This is a genomic window from Synechococcus sp. BIOS-E4-1 (assembly GCF_014279995.1).
GTDB lineage: Bacteria > Cyanobacteriota > Cyanobacteriia > PCC-6307 > Cyanobiaceae > Synechococcus_C.
The window spans coordinates 1,781,442-1,801,862 of record NZ_CP047935.1 but is presented as its reverse complement, the minus strand read 5'-3'; the positions used below and the strand labels follow the sequence as shown (position 1 = coordinate 1,801,862).

Genomic DNA, 20,421 nt, shown 5'->3' with positions numbered 1-20,421 from the left:
TCTGCTTTCAAGTGTTCTTGAAACTCAAGCAAATCAAGATCATCATCCTCTGACTGATTGCTATATCCCATAACAGTTATCTTTCTGTGTGGTGTAAGTGTCATACTTTTCTCCTTCGTTATTCCAATCTAAACAACTTTGAGAAGCTGTTTAGTTCACCATCCCTGGTTGTCGTTTACTGGGATTGAAGCAATCCAATCCTGGATAAGCACCGTATTCGACCTCAAACAAATCCCTCCAATCAGGAACCTGCTTATCTACGGCACGTATGAACCAACCAACTGATGCGTTATCAAAGCTCTCTCCCTTGTAGAGAAAGTCGAGTGGGTCGTTGTTGACCTTTTCCATCCGGTACTCAGACAGAGACATCCAGTCGCAGAACTCCTGATCAAGCTGTGGTGACACCAGTCGTGCCAATGCTTTCGCTGGAGTAACCAAGCTGTTGTATGCCTCAGCATCAGGAGGCGGAAGGATGGTTCGAAAGATCCAACGCAGTATCCATACGGTTGCTGGAGAGACTGAGCCCTCAGCTACGGCTTCAGAGTTATCTCGTGGCTGGTACTGGTAGGGGTTCTTCTGGACTACCTCAACCTGTGCTCGCTCAATCAGCTCAGGGGTTTCGTAAGACACCAGCTCAGGTCTGACAAAGAGCAAATGCTCTGGTGACTTCAACCCGCCCCACCAACGAACCTTGTCGCATCCACACCGATCAGTGATGACGCAGCCTGTTGCTGTCTCGACGTCTTGGTGAAATAGCTCGGCAGCTGCTTTGAATTCGTAAGGGTCAGTGATTGGCTGGCTGATGGTCGCAATGATCCGCCCAACAAACACGTCCTTGCTGGGGTCGCAGCTTTGTGAGAGATAGGCAGCAGCAATGAAGGGGATCTTCTCGATGTCTTCAATGCGTGGGTTGCTGGCAATGGTTCTCTCCCAATCAATTGCATCTGAATCGGGATACTTGACGGTATCGAACTCACATACCAGCAGGCCACTAGCGAACCAGTGCTTGCCGTCTCTCTTTCCGTCTTGGAACACTGCACCAGACCAGCCATGCATTTGCTGGGCGTGCTCCATCACACCTGTCAGCGACTCAACGCTGTGTATCCAGCCCTCCCCATATGACCTTGTATTGAATGGCTTCTTCGGTGAGCCGTTCTTTCCAAAGCCTTCGTTGTAGGAGAACTGATACAGAGGCAGTTCAATAGTCATCGACCGCGACCTCTTGGGCCTTAGGCATCCGATTACGGAGTGCTGCAACAGCTGGATTGATTGATGCTTGTCCTACTTGAGGACGCTGCATCGTCTCCCGCTGCACACCACCTGAGTTGCTGAACGTTTTGGCATAGAAGAAACGGCTGACTGAGAAGCGGATTTTTAGCGTCCCGTCTTGACCGATGTATCCACCAAGGTTCCCAGCAAATGCACCTTGCACAGTGGTGTCTACCTGGAAGATCTCGAACTGACGCGCAATAGCTTTGGTGCAGGACACATTGAACCGTGGGTTCGTGGTGCCCTCTTCTCCAACAGAAGGGCCACGCGACTGCAGCTTGTACCAGTTGGTGTCTCCACCTTTGGACTCTTCGACAATGAGATAGCCGCAGTCAGTTGAGAAGTAGGACTGCAAGCTATCGGTAGTGGTGACCTCAAGCGTGTCTCCAAACAGCACGATGTCTGGGAACACAGCATCACCTGCATCACCAAGGGCTTCAGCAGGAATCATCGAGAACTCCATCGCTTCTTGGTAGGCCTCGTACTTGTCGTTGCCTTTGTTGTTCAGGCGATAGTGATCAGACACCCATCCAAGGCCACCGACATTCAGCACAGTGGTCTCTTGATCTACAGCTGGGAGTTCTTGATATGCCTTAAATACTTCATTGATGATCCGTGATTGATTGCTCTCAATAGGGCTGAGAACTGCTGCCATCAGAGGAACATCCTTATCTGCCAAAGGAACCGTTGCTGCTACAGCAACTTGATATGTATTCCCTTTGTAAAAAGCAGGTGCTTCAAGCACGGCAATAGGCCGCACGGAAGTAGTGATATTGAACATTGTTAATTCTCCTTATGAGGTAATTGTTCGTGTACGAGGAAAGGCTTACGCCATATAAACGTTAATTCGTTTATACACCTACATTAACAGGTTGAATTTAACTACGTGGGGTAATATCAAAAACTAGTGCAGATATTCTGACGCATTAAAAAAGACGCATAAGCAATTGCTCGTGCGTCCTTTCAGTGGGGCCAGCCACTGCCTAGATTACTTTTAACGCGTACAGAAGGTAAGTCGGAAAAACTTTTGACTTACTACCATTTTAGCAATGACCTCAGCTGCTCGTGGAGATTTTAAAGCAGCGAGTAAGTAGCGTGACATTGTCCTGCAACTCAATCTCTCGAAGGGCTTTGGCATCTTCATACCTAGCTTTACCTGCCTCAATATCAGCAGTCCTCTTGCCTGTGCACTTAATACACGCAGCCAAGAAACCATTGTCCAATGTGAGCAGTTCTACGATTCCTTTCTCTGCCATCTTGTGCAGTGCTTCCTCTGCAAACTCAATGAAGTCACGGCGAGGATGCTCAGCACCTTTGTACCTGACTGCCTTCTGCAGAAGTGAGGCAAACGTATAGACAGAGAACACGCGTTCTTCAGGCTCAAGCCCTGGCTTTAGATAATCAGAGAAGAAAAGCCAGCGATGAATCAGTCCAACAGTTTTATATGACTTATCCATCAGCCACAGCTGTCGGTTCTGCGCTGGGTACACCTTGATTTGACAGAGGTTTCCCTCCATTGCTTCGTCTAGCAACCTTTCCTGTGCATACAGATACTCTTCTTTGGTCATTGTATTTTTCGAGGACACAGAGTTACTCCTATCCGTCATCTCTATTTTATTGGATTTAGTCTAGCCAATGCAGATGTATAAAGAGGCGTCTCCACTTTTATTTATTTAGGCCGTTAGTATGGATATGCAGCATCAAATATTCGCAAAGTTTATACACCTGTATGGCTATCGTATTCATTGTTGCAACCTAGATCGTGCTCGCCAAGCACAACTTTTATTCAATACGCATGAACAGAAACTATGTCCATACAAAACAGCGACGACCATGAGGTCGATTTTGACTTTATAGATTTTCAAAACTCAGTAAGTGAAACGGCTTATGAAGAGCCACTTCCTAATCTTGAGCCACAGACAAGCAATCCCTTCAAAGGTAGGAAGACCTCGAAGTCAAGGCGTTCTCCTGAGCCCACAGTCGAAGGCTACAAAGCAGTACTGCTTGAACTTCAATCGAAGATCACTGAGATCTGCAGTGATGACCTACTGACGTCTGAGCAGAAGACTGACCTAATCAAGTTTGCTTCCAGGCAGTCAGGGCATCAGCTCACTGACAACCGTATTGTTCAGGTCTTGCTTGAGCATCACAGCCGAAACAAGTACGGCTCAGACCTAATCCTCATCAACTCTGAGCAAGGCTCCCAGTGGTTTGAGCACGGTGAGAGCCACATCATTGAAGACCTCATCACCAAGGGCGAACTCAACATCATTGGTGGCTTGTCTGGAGCAGCCAAGACGAACTTCACTGCGATGCTTCTCAGTGCTCTACTCAACCCAGAGCGAGAGCCCAGGTTCCTTGGCTACAGAGTGAACCGTGATCAAGTGAACCAAGTGTTCTTCATTGGCCTTGATGGAGGACGCAATGTCTATACCCCCATCTTCCGCAACACAGGACTGATCAACGAGAAGGGAGCTGTGCCCAATTTCAACTTCATCCCTAACGAGAGTGGGTGGAGCATCAGCAGTAGCAACCTCGACAAGCTGGAGACTCGACTGAAGGAGCATCCCAACTCAATAGTTGTTGTGGACTCACTGCTCGCTGCTATCTCCAGCAGCGGTGTGGATGAGAACTCACCGATGATGGCCGCCCGCATCATGGATCTAAAGCTGGTTTGCGAGAGGCATAACGCAACGCCGATTGTCCTGGCTCACCAAAAGAAAGAGAGCACACAAGAGTTCACTGGTGCTGACAGCCTCCGTGGTCACGGGTCTATCCCTGCCTTTGCTGGTCAGATCATCACGCTCAACTTCCTGGACCAGAAGTCCAAGGTCAACGGCAAGGCCATCCCTGATCGCAAGTCAGCCAAGCGCAGGATGGTAGCCGGTCACCGGGGCACTCCAATCGATCTGCTTGTGGAGCTGGACTTTGAGAATGGTTCAGTGAAGAGTCACGGAGACTTCTATGACGCACTCTTCGCTATCGAAGCTCAAGCAGATATAGACGATGTCTTCGATACGACGACCATTCACGCTGTTGTGGGCTGCTTAAGCGCAGGTAAGCGGGCCGTCTTTGATGCTCTCTACTCATATGAGGCACCAGTGTCACAAGCAACGTTGGTTGCAGACCACAGCCTCAACAAAGGAACTGTCAGCAAGAGCCTCAGTGCATTGAAGGAAGAGCGATTCCAAGGCACACCTTTGATTGCTGAGATTGAAGCGGACGGGAGCAAACACTATGAAGTCACCTACTTCATCAAGCAGAAGTTCAGCGAGGACTACTGACCCCCCACCCTTCTGAGATGATGGAAACTATGGAAACTTGGAAACTCCACTGGTATGACTAGGGTTTCAGAGTTTCCATTTGGAAACTACTTGGAAACTATGGAAACTAGATGTTGCCTAAGTACACAAAAGAGTGAGTAATTGCTTTTATCGCCGTCGTGAATTGAGAACAAATTCAGCAATCAAGGCGTCAACATCTTCGTAGTCTTCATCTATCTCTAGGCAAAGTACATGCGCTCTGAACCACTGCAGCGTATCGATATCAATATCTTTGTTGAATATATGCTCAGGGATGCTCTCAAGCATTCGTGTTCTCTTTGGTTTTGCAATCTAGATATTGAGCTTAAAGATGCAAGCAGGCTTCACATAGCTTTTTAATAGACTTGCTTTCTATATTCATAAATACTACTACTCCCCCTACTCTCTACTATATAAGATTTAAGTGTGACTTGGGGGCTCTAAGTGTAAACAGTCTAATTGCAATTGTGTAGGTTTCCATGGTTTCCAACGAGTTTCCATTAACCATTCTTTAAATCCCTTGCGGCGCAGGGGAGTTTCCAAGTTTCCATAGTTTCCACTCTCTCGGAAACCATACCCCTCCACCTCTATTCCCCACACATTCTTGTCAGCCTTTATACAATTAAATTAATAAGAGCTATAGTTATGTATGTTAGTGATGCCACAAAGATTATTGAACATATACTTCTCAAGGGTGGGACAGTAGCTAGTGCCTCAAGGGAGCTAGAGATTAAACTCACGCCTAAGATACGAGAGTATATCCTGCGCTTTCAGCCTGATATAGAGCGCTATCGATATGCGTTCAAGCGACACGGTAGTTGGTTTGTCTTGCCCTCTGACAAGGCTGAGTCAAGAGATGATCAAAAGGTAGATGCAGTCTGCCTTCTGTGTAATGAAATCTCTAAAGTCAGCCTAATAAATATTGAGGCTGGTCGTTCAACCCAATGTCTGAGCTGCGGCATGAGAAACCGATCTCAGCGGAAGATCATTTGTAAGGAGACTGGAGATAACTTCCCGTCTATACGGCAGCTTGCAGATCAGTTAGGTGAATTCAATAGCTATCAAAGCATTCGCCATAGCCTTAGGAAGACAGGCAGCTACCTACACGATGGCAAAGAATATACCTTTGCTTGACCCCACGTTTATACAGCTTTCGCGTTAGATTTAATAGGCACCAAGTATTGGTAGCAAGATGCTTTAACAAGCGTCAATTATATAAACGTCAAATTACAATCACACTAAATGACACTACAAATTATTCCCCCTGGACTTACAACTGATGAGTCCTCAAAGCCTGCTGCATCAGCTAAGAAGTTTGATCGGCAAGAGTTCTTCCCGTCCTCGCTGACCGATGGACAGTCGGAACAGTTCCGTCTGCTCGGTGCTTATGGCACTGGACATGCAGGCGTCCTCTGGCGTTATCCAATCGAACAAATGAAAGACGGAGAACTGAAGTTCGCTGGCTTCCGCTACACAACTGACTATCCAGGCGCTCAGCCTGAAGGCATTGCCCGTGCTGTGGATTGGTCCAACCCTGCTCGTCCCAAGCTCGACAACGAATTTGTCAAACCCAAGAAAGCACTCGTCTGGATTGCCTGGTCTGTTGAGCGCAAGCGTCCTGAGCTTCTGATCCTTGAGCAACGCGGTCTGCGTGAAGGCATCACCGAAGCACTGCAAGACGGCGACTACGGCTTCAACGATGACGCAGTAGCCGAGTTCGTTTTGAAGATCTCCCGTCGTGGCACTGGTCTCGACACCAGCTATTCAGTTCTGCCCAAGCCAATCAAGGTCACTAAGACAGAGACAGAAGCAATGGCAGAGGTTCGTGAGATGAACGTGGCCTCGCTAACTGAAGGCTCCCATCCGTTCATCAAACCTGCTGCTGAGTTCACCACTGACACTGCTGACTCAGAGTTCTGATCACTGGGCATTCATCGGCATAACATCAACACTTCTGCCGTCACTGATGTAAGTCCCAATACAGATATCGATTCACTACCCGCCCTTAGACACTGCGGGTTTTTTTATTGTCTTGAAGTTTGGGGTACACCTAGGTCGACAGCTGCTATGACTGCTGAACAGGCCTGAAACCCATGTCAGAAGAGCAACTCAAAGCCTTCCTAGAAAAGGTCAAAGGCGACACCACGCTTCAGGAGAAGCTCAAAGCTGCTTCGGATGCTGATGCAGTAGTTGCGATTGCAAAAGAAGCTGGATTTAGTATCTTCGCTGATGACTTGAAGAACGCTCGACGACTTGAAGAACAATCGCCAGAGATTTCAGACGAAGGACTGGAAGGCGTGGCGGGTGGTTTGTTAGTAAATACGGGTGGTAGATTTTGGACTTGTAGGTTTAGTGGGTGTCCGTGAGGCGGGAGGTAAGACCGTAACCGTTTCTAAGGTTGGCGACTCATCAATGTGAGCATACTCATCAAAGCCCCTGCAACCGCAGGGGCTTTTTACTTCTTCAACCTCGCCAATAAGCTCATAAATCAGCCTTCAATACCTGGCACGATTGAGCGCAGTAAATATTATCCAAAGTCTCTTCAGAAGACCGTTGCTATAACCGGTAAAGACCCCCGATACCTATGTCAGAAGATCAGCTCAAAGCCTTCCTGGAGAAGGTCGAAGCAGACACCAGCCTTCAGGAGAAGCTCAAGGCAGCAGCTGATGCCAATGCTGTTGCAGCGATTGCCAAGGAAGCAGGTTTCAGTATCTCTGCTGATGACCTAACTAAGGCTCAATCCGAACTTTCAGACCAAGAGCTAGAGGGCGCGGCTGGTGGCCTTTCCTTTCAGAACAGCTGTACGTGGAGGTGCCGCCTGTGGGACTGTTAACTCCGTCTACTACTAGCGTGGCGGTGTCACTTTCTACTGGTATCTTGGGCTATGCTTTCTATTTTGAATGGATTTAAGTTTACACACTCAAACCCCCTGCCGCCGTAGGGGTTTTTTATTGCTTCAATCACACCAAAAACCCCACAAATCAAGCCTTCAATAGGTGACGACTTCGTCGCCATACCTGGCACGATTGAGCCCAGGAGTATTAGCCAAAGACGCTGCAGCAGACCGTCGCTATGATTACTCAACAGACTTGACACCCATGTCGCTAGAACAACTCAAGGCATTCCTCGCCAAGGTCAAAGGTGATTCCAATCTTCAAGTGAAACTAAAAGCAGCTAAGTCACCTGACGATGTCGTAGGAATTGCAAAAGAACATGGTCATGAATTCACTGCTGATAAGATCGAAGAGCTCAGTCAAGAGGAGCTGGAAGGCGTTAGCGGAGGTGGAATATCACACGTAGGTGGTGATAATATGTGTACAGGATAAAACATTAGAAGCTTCACGCAAATAGAAGCTTCACGCCAACCCACAGGCTACACACACTCACAGCCCCTGCACCCACAGGGGCTTTTTACTTCTTCAACCTCGCCAATAAGCTCATAAATCAGCCTTCAATGCCTGGCACGATTGAGCGCAGTTGAGCAGTTATCAGGCAGATGAAAACATTTTTCAAAAGGTGGTGACTGAGTTCTGAGCGATTCACCAGAAGCGCACCAGAACCTCATGGGGTCTACACCAGAGCTGTGCAGTGGGGTTCACCAGTAGGGCTGTGATCTTGAAGGAGTCGAGGGGGCAACACCCCACACATCACTCACTCAACTCACTTCAAAACCATGACTAACAACAATCAATCTGCAGAACTGACCAACGACCAGCTCGAAGCAATCCAAGGCGGCAAAACTGTTGGCACTTGGGTCGATGTCGGAATGAACTTCATCCCTGTAATTGGTCAGATGAACACAATTGCTTCACTTTGGGGCGGAAGCACTGGCCAAAACATCGACAACATCAATAGCTACAAGTCCTAATCCCCACTTCCAGCTTCTTTCGCATTAAGACAATGACTCAAAATCAACTCAAGTCTCTCATTGAACAGGTCGCATCTGACCCGCATCTTCAGGAACAGCTCCGTACAGTCAAGACGACTGAAGCCATGGAGCAGCTGCTTTTGTCCAAAGAGGTTGCGAGCGGAAGTGTCTCAATGCAGGCACCCGACGAACGCGTTAAGTATCTCTTAGACGATGATCTTGAGCAGGCTGCTGGTGGTGCCTGGTGCAGCTATGGAGGATGTATTTTTACCGCCTTCATTACCACAGGTGTTCCCCTAAAATAACCTCCTGCTTTATGGTCAATCTTTTCTGTTTTGGCAATAAAAAGCCCCGCCACAAGCGGGGTTTTTTATTGTCTGCCTGCAGGAGGAGTGGACCCATAAACAAGGTTTTGCTTGGGTTCTGAGCTGATCACCAGAGCACCACCAGAACTTGCCTACATCCACACCACATCCATGTACTGGGGTTCACCAGAAAGGCTGTGATCTTGAAGGAGTCGAGGGGGCAGCGCCTCTAAGACACACTCAACTCACTCACTTCAAAACCATGACTACATTCAACACTCAAGATCAAATCATTGAACTGACTGACGATCAACTCGAAGCAGCCCAAGGAGGCAATTTCGGTCGGGATCTCGTTCGGGGCATGTATGAACATGTCCGGAATGGCTCCCCCACTCTTCGGATCTTTGAATGGTTAAACGGTGGACGTGGCCCCCTGGCATGACTCCTGAGTACCCAATCGCCTCATTCACAATCTGATCACCAGCCCCGTCAAGTGCGGGGTTTTTTATTGCCCTGGCTCCTTCGGAACGATGTGCGTCACCAGATCAGCGTTCACCCAGCGGACCACTCCTGAGTCCACATCGGCGATCTGGAACAGGTTGTGCATGGAGGGATCACGGGCAGCACCGCCGCAGTGGATGACCTGCCCCATCCACCAATCCTTGTCGGCTTTCTCTCCAGTCATGGGGTCATGCCGCACCACAACCGTCATCCCTGGAGCGACATCCAGGAAGACCGGCTGCTCTGAGGGGTCCTGTTGGTTGTAGATCCCGTGATCGACTGTCATTCTTATAAAACTGGGACACCAGTACTAGCCACCAATGAATACTGTTTTTCCATCTGCACTAATGCTGTGTGCTCCTTCAGTTGGCTGATACAGCTGAACAATTTTCTTTGCGTTAGGTCCCGACATTCTTCCCCTTCAAATACTCACTAATTGTAAGTAATTAGAGATTCCATTGCTTGACGATTGGGGTATATACAAAAGCCCTATGCGACCCTAAATAGTCAATAAAAAATTAGATGGCTATATACGTTTTGACTATTGGCAAGAACGGTCTATAGGAGGCTAAAAGTGATACAGAATTTTAGACACCTTAAATACCTTACGTACCGTGGATGGGTGTCAAACAAAAAATAAACTAGATATAGCAACGCTCGTCGTCAGTCATCAACAACAGCAAGAGACAACAGTAAGCACTTGAGTTGAGCAGTAGAAATAATTCTATGTGAGCTTGCGTTGTTCATCTGTTGTTGTCTTGTGTTGCTTAACTTGTGTGTGACTAGCAGGGAGCAGCATGCCTTGATGTAATTACTTTCTTTGATGTAGATGCCAGCCATCCCTACCACCTATCCCTCCCTATCTCTGTGTCTATGTACATGTTACTAAACTGTGACTGAGGACATAACCGTTTGTACTTACGGTGTTGACGTGTGGCTTTGTCCTGTGTCATTCTGACTTCAGATGAAACCGATGACGCAGAGGCAGGGGTGCCAACGCTAAGGTTACTGAGGCCGTGGGGTAGCGAGTGTCGCACTCGTCCTAAGCAAACAACCTGTAGCCAGCGGACCAAGTCTCAGGTCCTATGAGCACCTGGCTTTAGCGAAGAAGACATATACACACAGCTAACTATTCCAATGTCTGTACGTACTCGTACTTCTTGCCAGTCCTTTGGTGGTCGTTCTTCTATTGAACGTCGCTACACCGTTGGCTCATTGATGACAGCAACTGCTACAGCTGAAGTCCAACACTATGTCCGCAAGCGACGCAGCTCTTCCATCGGTGGAGCAGCCTGATGTTGTCCACCACTATTAGCTACGAACAATTCCGTGAGTTAACAGGCACGTTTGAAGACACCGTCGCTTACCTCTGTGATGACCACCTGCTGTCTGGAGAGGTTGCCTGGACTGTGCTTCTGTGCCTGGCTCAGGCCAAGGTTAATGAGTTCAACTAACGAGTAACAAACAGGGCTACCTTCTTCTTTGAAGGTGGCTTTATTATCTCGCTCCGTTCGTCGCCCGTGGTTTTATTGCGGTCACAATTAGTCTTACTTTGCTTCACTCTTGCTCTCTTTATAGGTACAATTAACCTCACATAGTTGATAATTTATGCTCTTATATAAGTATCGATAAAGAGCAGGCAAGGGTTCTGCTAAACATCCGGAACACCACCGAGAAACACTATGACTTTAAACGAAAAACTCTTTGACCTAGCCGAGATTGATGCTCTACCTAACTGTGAAGAGTTCGCTCTATACCTAGTAGATGATGCTGACGTCTGCTTTCAAGCAATCACACAGTATCTTCAGTTCAACCCTCACAAGTGGGAAGCGCTTGCTAATGCTAACGCTGACTTCTGATGAACCTGCTTGGTGACCTCGGCGGTGACTTCACCGAACTGGGTGGAACCATTACTCGTGATGACGACAGCAGGTTCCAGTTCAAAGGCACAGTCACTCGCGAACTGTGTAACTACGTCAGTTAATAACAGCCTTAATCCGCGACCTAACGGTCGCTTTGTTCCTTCGTGGTTCAAGGAGATAACAGCTGGAGCGTCACAGCGTACGAGGACGGCAACTCTTTGAACCCCATAAATACTTTCACTACTTAAACCTATGTCTATCCAAAGAAACTCCGATGGTAGTTACACCATCACTCCACGAAAGCCTGGTGTTGAGGCTGCGGCTTTCGGCGCTGGCTTTGCTCCTGACTTGGGAGACCCTGGCTCACTTAGCGGTATTGAAACCGCAGGTGAGGTCGCCACTGGTGGCTTCCTTTCCTACGCCATCTACTCCGCAGTAATGGCGGCACTTGAGACAACGCCCGCGAGACGAGCAGGTGAAATCACCGCAGCCGAACAGCGTGAGGTGATTATGAACCGTGCTTGGGAAGCAACCAAGACAAGCGTTCCCACCGTCCTCATACTTGCTGCCGTGCTGGGTATCTGTCCTTGGCTTGCTCCAGTGGCAGGTATCGGCGGCCTTGTAGGCGGAGGCGTAATGGCTGTGCGCTTAGTGCGTACTGGTTGGTCGGCTCTCTCCGAAGACCAGCGACAAGCCATCACCGTCAAAGCAACAGAGGTAGGCGTTGATTTGCCCGAAGAGTTCGGCGGTGCTCCTGCTCCTGCTGGTGCTTGATATCTACTGCCCGTCGTTATTGGCGGGCTACTAATTCCCTTTGCTTATTACTCCAATGACTAATTCACTTCTAACCGTGATGGCCTATGCCTTAGCTATCACCACGGTCTTCTTTGAGCGTGTCGTTCAGCCTGCTGCCTTGTTAATCATCGGCTACCTGGAGCAGACGCTTGCTCCTGCTGACGCTCAGCCTCAGCTCGTTCTTGTACCAGCCACACCAGTCACCGTGACTGAAGCGGTAACGCCTGTAAAACCCCGCGCCGCACGCCGTAGGCGGGCTACGAAAACCAAGCTTGCTGCTGAAGACTGATGCCTCTACAGATAATGCCGCCAGAGCTGAAGCCATATGACCGCAAGAGATACGTCAGAGACCTTGAATATCGCTTGATGATTGACTTGGAGAACGCAGCAGAACGCCATGAGCGCCTGCGTTTACTACTCACCAATAGCTAATAAGCTGGGCATCAGCCTTGTACCTACGTGGTAGTCAGTGCACTGCTGTGTAAGCCCCCTCTTTTCAAACTAAAAACCCCACCTCTTAAGAGGCAGGGCAGTAGGTGAGATCGATGTTGTCTCAGGGTCTCACTCTTCTGTTTCTTCCTCTGCTCCAACTGGAATCAAACGAACGCTCTTCTTGCTCAGCTTGATTTCGAACTCATCGCCTGGCTGTAGATCAAGCATCGCTGTGTAGGCCTTGCCGACCAGCAGATTGCCGTTGCCTTGCACTGTCGCTTTGTAGCTGAGCGTGCGTCCACCTTTGCCCATACTCGCAGAGCCGCCCAAGTCAATGCCTTTTGCATTGAGCAAGGCTTCGTAGAAAGCTGTGAAATTCACACGGTCACTGCCGTCTTTCTTTTTAGAGACGTAACCACAAGCTGTTGCAAGATCAGTCTTTGAGACATCACCAAGGTCTTTGACTTTGGTAAGCAGTTCAGATCCAGTGAGCACAATTTTTTCTCTGTTGCTTCATTTATGACTCAGAAATCGGGCGTCGTCAACTACTCAAACCGCCGCTTAACAGCGGCTTTGTTCTTGAGTGTTCTTCTTATGAACCCTCATGACCACAACCTCAACCCCAAGCAAGTTGCTAAAGCTTGGACGCTTCGTACTGACCCGAAGCGTTGCTGACTTCATCGATACAGGGGTTATGCCTTATGACGATGAGCCTCTACCCGGCACGCTCGGTTTGGATTGGAGACGTCACTGGCTCACTGTCTGTGTTGTCTCTCACGCCGAAGGCTCATGGGGAGACACCTGTCCTGAGGATGCAGCACTAAACGATGAGGTCTTCAACAACCCCGGTTGCGGCGGACGTCTGATGAGTGTGTGGCACAGGTCAGGCTTCCCCAAACTATGGATCATCACTGAAGATTTCGGCGGCCCTCACTGCAACACCTGTTGCTTGTGGCCTGACGAATACTGAAGACCCTCGCCTCCTAACGGAGGCTTTTTTCTTTCGTGTCCATTGTGATATTCAAATGACTGACACAACTCAGTTCCACACCGTTGATGTTGATGCCGATGGTTTCGACCAGCTGGCTCAGAACCTCACGGGCTTCAGTGATGAAGCGCAGGACCTGCTGAGAAAGCAGATGATGACAACGATCTTTATCTCTGGTGCTTCTGCTCAGAGTGAAGGACGTTGCAGCTACATGCTTGGTGAAGATGGCAGCCGCCTGTGGCTACCCAACACCTTGCGCTGCTGGATCACGGACTTGGCTGTGGTGACGCAGACATACGAAAGCTTTGACCCAGTGGAGAAGCTGCTTGTGTCTGTGACTGCAAGCGATGGATGTAACTACGTCTACCGCTGCGGGTTGAACAGCTGGACGGCTAGCTCGTTCTTGACTTGCCTCAAGGCAATGACCAGGGAGCAGCACGCTGAACAAGTACAAGTCACCTTGACCGGTAAGGGCAGGGCAACCTTCGTCAATCTCAGCACGATCCAGCCTGATCTCTCCACGTTTGAGCGTGTCTCCATTCCCAAGGCTGACCTCGGTCGCAAACTTGGGTATGACGAATGCCTCGACGTGATTACCTATGTCAACAGAACAGCTCAGGAAAATCCTGAGTCAGAGACTGTTGCTGAACAGGTAGACACTGAAGAGCTTCCCTTTGAAGTACCTGCTGAGGAGCTGGATAATTTGCTTGCAGAAATCCAGCAACCAAAGAAGCGCATCACCAAGAAGCGTTCGTCTTCAAAGGAGATTGCCTCCAAGTAACACCCCTTGCCCTCGCCTAACGGCGGGGGATTTCTATTTGCTCTCGTAAGCATTACCACCTACTTAAATCACCTGACCATCCGTAAAGCCAGTAGGTGACAGGCATTCTTCTATACCACGCACTGCCCGTTACATTCGTTAATATTGTTTTATCGCTTTCCGTCCTATGTCCGAAGCAACTAACAAGTTCACGCCTGACCCATACAAGTCTTTCAGTGAAAAGCTGAACGGACGAGCTGCAATGCTTGGCCTCGGTATTGGTTTGGCTGTCGAAGCCCTGACCGGCAAGGGCATTATCGAGCAAGTCAGCATCTTCAATCAAGCATCTACGATTGATTTATCTGGTGTTAACAAATTGCTGGGTGTGATGTTCAGCTGTGTTGGAATCTTCAGTTGATTCACTTGGCTCCATCAATTCAGCCAACTAACACCTCTTGCCCTTGCTAACGCGGGGGCTTTTTTATTTCCTCAAGGTTCGAGTGTGTCATTCGGTTTCTTCGCCTTGTGCCAATCACCCATCCGTCCTTTAATGGGTGCAGAAGGACCCGGAGGTAAGCGGATGGCTAATGTCAATTGGGCTGGTGTATGTGGACTGCTCTCGATAATCACATTGATAACGGTGATTGGATATCGAGAAGGTCATTCAATCCTGTAGCTCTTTGCCCTCGCTTAGTAGCGAGGGTTCTTTTTCTATCCTTCTAACCGCAACGTCTTGCGAAAGCGCTCTTCATCTGAGAACGGTTCACTGTTGCCATCAACATCTAGGTAGTGCACATTCCGTTGACGTCCGCAAAGCACAGCGTTGTAAGCACAATGCAGTGCAATCAATTCTTGTGTTGCCCCTTGAATTTCATTCGCCACATCGGAGATTGATTCAGCAATACGTGAGCCATACTGTGAGGCTTCACGCATCGTCTGCATCTCTGCACGTGCCATTGAATCAGCGCTTTGCTTCGTCATTGCTGCTGCTGCCATCAGGAAACCAAGCACTGGCTTTGTATCAGCAGTACCTGTTTCGTAGTTGTTGATGCCTATCTCGTGATCGAAGTAGTTGATACCTGCGAGTGACCATTCTTTGATCCTCTCGAACGTCTCAGCATTAACGAGTTCCCAGAGGATCTTGTCTTTATCTGCCTTGCTCATGCCTGCAATCTGTTGAGCCAGATCACGGACTTGCTCTTCATTGTCAGCGCTTTGTACGACGTCACTCATTAGTAGATCACCACGTTGCCACGGTCATCCACGGTTTGAGTACGTGGTTCTTCAACACGAGAATTGGGATTACTCATTGGCACCACTGGCACGTTCAGGTTCTGATAGAACCCAGGCACCCGTTGCTGTCCGTTGGTGTACGTCTGCTCTCCACGAGGTGAGCTTGCGTAAAAGTCCTGAAGCTTGCTGTAGGCAGACTCATAAGCAGCGGGTGCTTCTGGTTCGTTGCGCTGCATCGTTACGCCATCACGCTGAGTCATCTCAGGCTCACCACCCGTCAGTTGTTTGACGAGTGATTTGATCTGCTCAGCACTGGCCCCCTGCTGTTGCAGGTCTTGGATCAGTGTGACCAACTGGTCTTGTGTAAATGAATTGTTCATCGGTATTCCTCTAGTTAGTAGTGATTAGATAATTCCTTGTGCTCTCAGGTCGTTGTAGACCTGCTCTTGTGCGAAACGAATAGCACTGTCGTAACCCATAGGTGCGACTGAACCATCCGACTTCTGAATGGGTACTTGTTGCAGTTGCTGTGCTCGTGCGTCAACCATCTGCATGAACTGACCTTCGCTCAAGCCAGCTGGTCCAGTGCCAACTCCCTCTGCTTCCAGTGCTTGTGTTGCCTCATCCATTGCCAGCAATTCATCTGCGGCTACGGCTTCAAGCAGATTGGGTGAGCCAAGCACTGTGCCTGCTTCACGTACGTTGTTCCTTGCTTCAGCCAAGGGATCAAGCCCTACTCCACCGGCCAGTCCAGCCAGGGCGTTGTTCACTGCTCTGCCCGCCACGTTGTACCCATCATTCGGCAGACCTTCAGCGTTCTGCTGGTAGTAGGCATTCAGTCCAGCGATACCTGCTGCTGCACCACCGGCACCGAGTGCAATGGCTGCAGGTGTATTGATGTTGCGGACTGCTCCCCTTGCATCAACAACAGCATCACCAATGTCACGAGTGAATCCGTTGTTCATTCCTTGAGGCAATCCCGCCATCATGCGACGTCGCTCAGCAACCTTTTCGTTGAACGCTTCACGTTCGTTGCGCTTGAAAACTTTCTCTTGATATTGACTCACCTCCTCAGGATCGGGGCCACGGAACCATCCCCTGTTTTCTGGTGGCGATGGGTGTTGTCCTAAGTGCTTACGTGATCTTGCCATTTGTTTAATACTCCTATTGTTTGATTCTAAGGTTGATTGATTGTCAGTGTTGATTAATGATTAGAAGGGAATAGTCATAGGCTGCTCCTCTTCCTGCTTGCGGGCACGCCGCCGACCAATCTCTTCGTCGATAGCTTGTGACTTGCCAAGTGCCCACTGCTGTGTGCTCATTGCTTTGTCTGCTTGTTGCCTCAAGTCTTGGTCAACAATTTGATCAACCAACGTCTGCTGTTGTAGTGCCTTGGTGTTCAATGCTTGCTGCTGACTACGCTTTGAGAAACCTGTGCGTGACTTCTCTCTTTCCTCTGCAGCACTGGGATTAGCTTTCATCAGGTCGTACTTATCTTTCAGCAACTGCTTTGCATTTGCTCTGTATGTTTCATAGTCAATGCCAGGGTTGCGCTCTTCAAAGTTACGGCGACGTCGCTCGTCTTCGATTGCGTTGCCTGTGACTTCACCTGCAGTTAAGCCAAGCATTCCTCCACCAAACACCGTGCCCAACACACGTGCGTTGTGCTGCCAGCCATCGTCCTTATCGAACTCAGCTTGCATGTTGTTGATGAACTTGTTGTTGGGATGGGCTTGAATTCTGGTGCCATCACTTTGACGGGGCATCACCTCAGGAACAAAGGCACCCAACTTTCCGAGACCCTTGCGCCCTCGCATCCCACCTCTAAATCGAATTGATCCAAGGTTGGTAAGGGCTGCACCACCTGCAGCGCCAAGAATTGCGCCACCAGTTCCTAGCAGTGTGTCGTTGACAGGCAGCGTCTTGCCCATGAATGAGACCTCTGCACCTCTGATGCCATCTGGATTTGTCTTAAGGATTCCGCCTAGGTTGATCCTGCCGTCATCAAATGGATTCAAATCCACATCACGGTCTCTTAGATAGCCTTTGTACTTCTGGTATTCACCGTAAGAAACGTCGGGTCTTTCTAATAAGAAATCTTCAGCCTCAAGCAATCGACCCTCACGGCCTGTGAGGTAACGAGCTGCCACCTCAGCTACGACATTGTCAGTGCTGAACGGATCGTCCTCCTGTGGCACTGTCACTGCATAGCCTTCTTGTCTGCCGAGCAATCCAATCCCACTATTGATTGCAACCCCCGCTGGAATCAAGGTGGCAGCTGTCACCAGGTTTGGATTGAACCTCCGTTTGTAGATGCGGTTGCTTCTGATCTTTACGCCAGGACGTGTCCGCTTGTAATTGACAGGCTCTTTCTTGGCTTCTTCTAGTAGTTCCCTTCTTGCCTCTGTTTCTACGCCTTGATCAAAAGCATCTAATGCTTCTTCAATGTTGTCCATATCCAACTGGCTGTCTGCCATTGCGTTGAATACTTCTCCTGAGCGGGCATCTCGAATCTTTTTGACTCGCGCTTGGAATACTTCGGGATCAAGCTGAGGTTCAACATAAGCAACCCACCCTTTCTTCTGTGCTTCTTCAAGGGGTACAACCCTGTTAGCGAATAAGTCTGGATTGAGTGTTGCTCCAAGCTGTTCGTTGATGACGTTAGTCGTAGCTTGAGGTGCATTAAGCAACCACCAAATAGACCTGGCACCATCATTAACTATGTCCGATGCGACAGTACCTCCAAGGTATGCGGCCTTACGAGCAAAGCCTTGATTGTGCAGAGCCTCCTTGTATCGGGGGAGGTTTGTTTCAGTAACTTGCTCACCAATTAAATCCATTGGTGATGGCCCGAAGTTCAATCCAGCGTTCGCTCTTCTGATGAACGACTCATTATTGATTGCATCAACAGGCAGCCAGCCAAACTGCTGTGGGTCAACGGTCTTTGCTTGACGTGCAGCATCGAAGAGAGGCTGTGTGCCAAAGACCTGTGTTCCCCGTGGAGGTTCAGACTTTCCTTCAGCATCACGGATTTCCCACAGAAGATCACGCCGATCCTCTGGTGTCACCCTGAATCCTTCGGATAGTCCTCTCTTGATTTGACCCAAGATGCCTTGTTCTTTCGCTGCTCTCTGCTGTGGGTCCATCACTTCACACCTAATTCATTTGCTTTCTCTGCCAACAACTGACGCACCAATGCACCGTGTGAACTGAGGTTTAGACGTGACATCAATTGATCAGCACGCAGCCTGTCTTCGGTCGATGCTCTTGCTGCAATAAGTTGATCACGCTTGGTCAGTGGATTGACAACTTTCATCCCTATTCTTTCCCTATTAATATCTCTATTCTAGCTGAGATTTTTGTTAACTAATTAGAGTTAGCAATGCATCACGGCAGCCAACTTAGGTCTACTGTTTTTAGCTCTTCGAACAAAACATCAGGCATATTCTTCACGCCCTCACCATAGACTCTGTCTTGTACATCTTTTGCTGCGTGAGCAACCAAAGCTCTGCGCACCTCTGCTGATACGCCTTCTTCTCTCCACATATCTATTGCTGTGTTCCTCAATGAGTGCAGACCAGTGATGTGCTTCTCCCATATGCCCAACTTTTCTAGTACTCGCTCCTTGAACCACTTGCTCCATGCTGTTGTGTCCTTACTTAATTCAATTACGTATCCTTCGGGCTTTCGTTTTAGATAAGTCAGGTATCCCTGCTGAATTAGGAATGTATGGAGGGGTGTGCGTCGTTCGCTCGCCTGTGCTCCCTTCAGTGATGTCGGATACTGGGCTTGAGGCTCGTGCTTAAAGTCAAAGAACCAGACACTGCTGTCACTCTGTTTGATGTCGTCTGTTCTTAGCTTGACAATCTCATTAGCACGAGCACCAGTACAGATTAGGGCATCTATCACCCAGTTTCTGTCTGGATTCTCCTGTGATCGCACCTCTTTCCTGATGGCTTTCAGCTCATCTCTTGTAAAGCTGCGATAGGTATTTGTTTCTGCCCCTCTCGGTTTCATAATCTTGAATCCAAGGAAGGGATTCTCATCAACCAACGCTGATTGGATGCCAACATTGAATAAGTTTCTTAGTGAGTCCAGTCGTTTTAGTTGAGTGCTAATTGCTCTGTCGCTCGTTTGCAACTCATTGACAAACTTGCGGACATCGTCTCTTGTAATTTCAAGTGGAAAGAATTTTCCAGATGACAGACATATCTCTCGAATCGCTAGCTCGTATTGAGCGACACGAGTTTTGCTTACGCCAACACCGTCCTCTTCTGTAATTCCACCCGTTGATATCTTGTATTGCTCCATCATTTCGTCCCATGTCAGCTGTTTCGTGGGCAGTGGTGGAGCCTTCGCTGCCAATGACGGTGGACTGAAGTCTCCCTCTTGTAGTTTTGTTATGTCGGCTCTGGCATCTGGTGCATAGCGCAACATCTGTCTAACGATTGCCCGCATATCTGCAGCACTAGGAGATATGTCCAGTGATTTGAGGATTGGTTCGAGCGTCAGGGTTTCTATTGCAGTCACACGATCCAGTAACTGATCCATATCGATGACTTCCCCTCGCTTTATCTTCTCAAGCACCGATCTCAGCTCAAGGACTCTTTGAGCCAAGGTCTCAGGGATTTTTTCCACCATTGCTGCCTGGATATCCGTGCTGATCTGCCCAGATTCCATGGCGTTACGGATCTGAAGCCAAGGTTCAGCTGCAATTGCTGCCACATCTCGCGGGCGTAAGGCCGTCTCCTGCCCCTCTGAGGTCGATGCATGCTGTTGTGCGGCTCTTGCCTTGGCTAACTGCTCTTCCACCTCCGCATGTACCCCAGACCAGGCGCTGATGAGGTTTGGATCTTTGCAATCGGTGGCCCTAATGCCCAGCGATCGGCGTATCCACCGCTGCCCGTCCATGAATTCCTGCAATTCAGCGGGTATTCGCCTGACGTAGGTGACGTTTCGGCCAGCACTAGCCTGGAGGTACGGCAAAAGCTGCGTCTTGCGTGGCATTTCCGGGGTTGTAGTGACCGGTTAGTGACCACTCTAGCCATTCTCTGTTGCTGAAATCCACTGATACAGCTGAGATTTGTACTATGACTGCTGATTCAA

At 49.0% G+C, this 20,421-nt stretch carries 24 protein-coding genes and 1 pseudogene; 14 read left to right on the top strand and 11 right to left on the bottom strand.

Features of this window, described 5'->3' with window-relative positions; translation table 11 throughout:
• Positions 1-150 precede the first annotated feature (150 nt).
• From SynBIOSE41_RS09690 to SynBIOSE41_RS09680, 3 genes are all read right to left on the bottom strand, one after another.
• Entirely contained in the window at positions 151-1,209 is a 1,059-nt protein-coding gene (locus SynBIOSE41_RS09690) for a hypothetical protein (protein ID WP_186537663.1), read from the bottom strand.
• The gene (locus SynBIOSE41_RS09685; protein WP_222930531.1) at positions 1,199-2,050 is read right to left on the bottom strand and encodes a hypothetical protein; all 852 of its coding nucleotides are present in this window, start codon (positions 2,048-2,050) and stop codon (positions 1,199-1,201) included. The genes SynBIOSE41_RS09690 and SynBIOSE41_RS09685 overlap by 11 nt, the downstream gene beginning before the upstream one ends.
• Before the next feature lie 274 nt (positions 2,051-2,324).
• A complete protein-coding gene (locus SynBIOSE41_RS09680) occupies positions 2,325-2,837 on the bottom strand; it encodes a hypothetical protein (RefSeq protein ID WP_186537661.1) in 513 nt (170 codons plus the stop codon).
• A gap of 567 nt (positions 2,838-3,404) precedes the next feature.
• On the opposite strand from SynBIOSE41_RS09680, the gene SynBIOSE41_RS09675 reads away from it, so the two are divergent.
• The 8 genes and pseudogenes from SynBIOSE41_RS09675 to SynBIOSE41_RS09645 all read left to right on the top strand — a co-directional run bounded on the left by SynBIOSE41_RS09675 (position 3,405) and on the right by SynBIOSE41_RS09645 (position 8,744).
• Positions 3,405-4,553 (top strand): AAA family ATPase, encoded by a 1,149-nt coding sequence (locus tag SynBIOSE41_RS09675; RefSeq protein WP_186537660.1) that lies wholly within the window; start codon positions 3,405-3,407, stop codon positions 4,551-4,553.
• Positions 4,554-5,813: 1,260 nt separating this feature from the next.
• Positions 5,814-6,491 (top strand): hypothetical protein, encoded by a 678-nt coding sequence (locus SynBIOSE41_RS09670; protein WP_186537659.1) that lies wholly within the window; start codon positions 5,814-5,816, stop codon positions 6,489-6,491.
• A 173-nt stretch (positions 6,492-6,664) separates the two neighbouring features.
• A complete protein-coding gene (locus SynBIOSE41_RS09665; protein ID WP_186537658.1) occupies positions 6,665-6,937 on the top strand; it encodes a Nif11-like leader peptide family natural product precursor in 273 nt (90 codons plus the stop codon).
• A gap of 218 nt (positions 6,938-7,155) precedes the next feature.
• Positions 7,156-7,404 carry a Nif11-like leader peptide family natural product precursor gene (locus SynBIOSE41_RS09660; RefSeq protein ID WP_186537657.1) on the top strand — a complete coding sequence of 83 codons (249 nt, stop codon included), beginning with the start codon at positions 7,156-7,158 and terminating at the stop codon, positions 7,402-7,404.
• 265 nt (positions 7,405-7,669) lie between these two features.
• Positions 7,670-7,897 (top strand): Nif11-like leader peptide family natural product precursor, encoded by a 228-nt coding sequence (locus tag SynBIOSE41_RS09655; protein ID WP_186537656.1) that lies wholly within the window; start codon positions 7,670-7,672, stop codon positions 7,895-7,897.
• A gap of 347 nt (positions 7,898-8,244) precedes the next feature.
• Positions 8,245-8,439 (top strand): hypothetical protein, encoded by a 195-nt coding sequence (locus SynBIOSE41_RS09650; protein ID WP_007098706.1) that lies wholly within the window; start codon positions 8,245-8,247, stop codon positions 8,437-8,439.
• Positions 8,440-8,471: 32 nt separating this feature from the next.
• Positions 8,472-8,564: pseudogene (locus SynBIOSE41_RS18075) on the top strand (Nif11 family protein); the annotation flags it as partial.
• A complete protein-coding gene (locus SynBIOSE41_RS09645) occupies positions 8,565-8,744 on the top strand; it encodes a hypothetical protein (RefSeq protein WP_255476082.1) in 180 nt (59 codons plus the stop codon).
• 505 nt (positions 8,745-9,249) lie between these two features.
• On the opposite strand, the gene SynBIOSE41_RS09640 is transcribed toward SynBIOSE41_RS09645, so the two are convergent.
• A complete protein-coding gene (locus SynBIOSE41_RS09640) occupies positions 9,250-9,531 on the bottom strand; it encodes a DUF3104 domain-containing protein (RefSeq protein ID WP_186537654.1) in 282 nt (93 codons plus the stop codon).
• A gap of 1,009 nt (positions 9,532-10,540) precedes the next feature.
• On the opposite strand from SynBIOSE41_RS09640, the gene SynBIOSE41_RS09635 reads away from it, so the two are divergent.
• From SynBIOSE41_RS09635 to SynBIOSE41_RS09625, 3 genes are all read left to right on the top strand, one after another.
• Positions 10,541-10,699 (top strand): hypothetical protein, encoded by a 159-nt coding sequence (locus SynBIOSE41_RS09635; protein ID WP_186541426.1) that lies wholly within the window; start codon positions 10,541-10,543, stop codon positions 10,697-10,699.
• Between the two features lie 660 nt (positions 10,700-11,359).
• Positions 11,360-11,881 carry a hypothetical protein gene (locus tag SynBIOSE41_RS09630; RefSeq protein WP_186537653.1) on the top strand — a complete coding sequence of 174 codons (522 nt, stop codon included), beginning with the start codon at positions 11,360-11,362 and terminating at the stop codon, positions 11,879-11,881.
• A gap of 55 nt (positions 11,882-11,936) precedes the next feature.
• Positions 11,937-12,191: a hypothetical protein gene (locus tag SynBIOSE41_RS09625; protein WP_186537652.1), complete on the top strand. Its 255-nt coding sequence runs from the start codon at positions 11,937-11,939 to the stop codon at positions 12,189-12,191.
• A gap of 272 nt (positions 12,192-12,463) precedes the next feature.
• On the opposite strand, the gene SynBIOSE41_RS09620 is transcribed toward SynBIOSE41_RS09625, so the two are convergent.
• Complete coding sequence (locus SynBIOSE41_RS09620; RefSeq protein ID WP_186537651.1) at positions 12,464-12,829, bottom strand: AbrB family transcriptional regulator; 366 nt, start codon at positions 12,827-12,829, stop codon at positions 12,464-12,466.
• Between the two features lie 109 nt (positions 12,830-12,938).
• On the opposite strand from SynBIOSE41_RS09620, the gene SynBIOSE41_RS09615 reads away from it, so the two are divergent.
• The 3 genes from SynBIOSE41_RS09615 (at position 12,939) to SynBIOSE41_RS18070 (ending at position 14,500) form a co-directional block, all read left to right on the top strand.
• The gene (locus tag SynBIOSE41_RS09615) at positions 12,939-13,304 is read left to right on the top strand and encodes a hypothetical protein (protein WP_186537650.1); all 366 of its coding nucleotides are present in this window, start codon (positions 12,939-12,941) and stop codon (positions 13,302-13,304) included.
• A 55-nt stretch (positions 13,305-13,359) separates the two neighbouring features.
• Positions 13,360-14,103 carry a hypothetical protein gene (locus SynBIOSE41_RS09610; RefSeq protein ID WP_186537649.1) on the top strand — a complete coding sequence of 248 codons (744 nt, stop codon included), beginning with the start codon at positions 13,360-13,362 and terminating at the stop codon, positions 14,101-14,103.
• A gap of 166 nt (positions 14,104-14,269) precedes the next feature.
• Positions 14,270-14,500, top strand: a complete 231-nt coding sequence (locus tag SynBIOSE41_RS18070; protein ID WP_255475696.1) for a hypothetical protein — start codon at positions 14,270-14,272, stop codon at positions 14,498-14,500.
• A gap of 293 nt (positions 14,501-14,793) precedes the next feature.
• Here SynBIOSE41_RS18070 and SynBIOSE41_RS09600 read toward each other — a convergent pair whose 3' ends face one another.
• The 6 genes from SynBIOSE41_RS09600 to SynBIOSE41_RS09575 all read right to left on the bottom strand — a co-directional run bounded on the left by SynBIOSE41_RS09600 (position 14,794) and on the right by SynBIOSE41_RS09575 (position 20,322).
• Complete coding sequence (locus SynBIOSE41_RS09600; RefSeq protein WP_186537648.1) at positions 14,794-15,315, bottom strand: hypothetical protein; 522 nt, start codon at positions 15,313-15,315, stop codon at positions 14,794-14,796.
• Complete coding sequence (locus SynBIOSE41_RS09595; protein ID WP_186537647.1) at positions 15,315-15,695, bottom strand: hypothetical protein; 381 nt, start codon at positions 15,693-15,695, stop codon at positions 15,315-15,317. Before SynBIOSE41_RS09595 ends, SynBIOSE41_RS09600 begins: the two co-directional genes overlap by 1 nt.
• 24 nt (positions 15,696-15,719) lie before the next feature.
• Positions 15,720-16,382, bottom strand: a complete 663-nt coding sequence (locus SynBIOSE41_RS09590; protein ID WP_222930530.1) for a hypothetical protein — start codon at positions 16,380-16,382, stop codon at positions 15,720-15,722.
• A 144-nt stretch (positions 16,383-16,526) separates the two neighbouring features.
• Positions 16,527-18,461 carry a hypothetical protein gene (locus SynBIOSE41_RS09585; protein ID WP_186537645.1) on the bottom strand — a complete coding sequence of 645 codons (1,935 nt, stop codon included), beginning with the start codon at positions 18,459-18,461 and terminating at the stop codon, positions 16,527-16,529.
• Positions 18,461-18,631 (bottom strand): hypothetical protein, encoded by a 171-nt coding sequence (locus SynBIOSE41_RS09580; protein WP_186537644.1) that lies wholly within the window; start codon positions 18,629-18,631, stop codon positions 18,461-18,463. Before SynBIOSE41_RS09580 ends, SynBIOSE41_RS09585 begins: the two co-directional genes overlap by 1 nt.
• A gap of 71 nt (positions 18,632-18,702) precedes the next feature.
• Positions 18,703-20,322, bottom strand: coding sequence for a hypothetical protein (locus SynBIOSE41_RS09575; protein ID WP_186537643.1), 1,620 nt, complete (start codon positions 20,320-20,322; stop codon positions 18,703-18,705).
• Positions 20,323-20,421 lie beyond the last annotated feature (99 nt).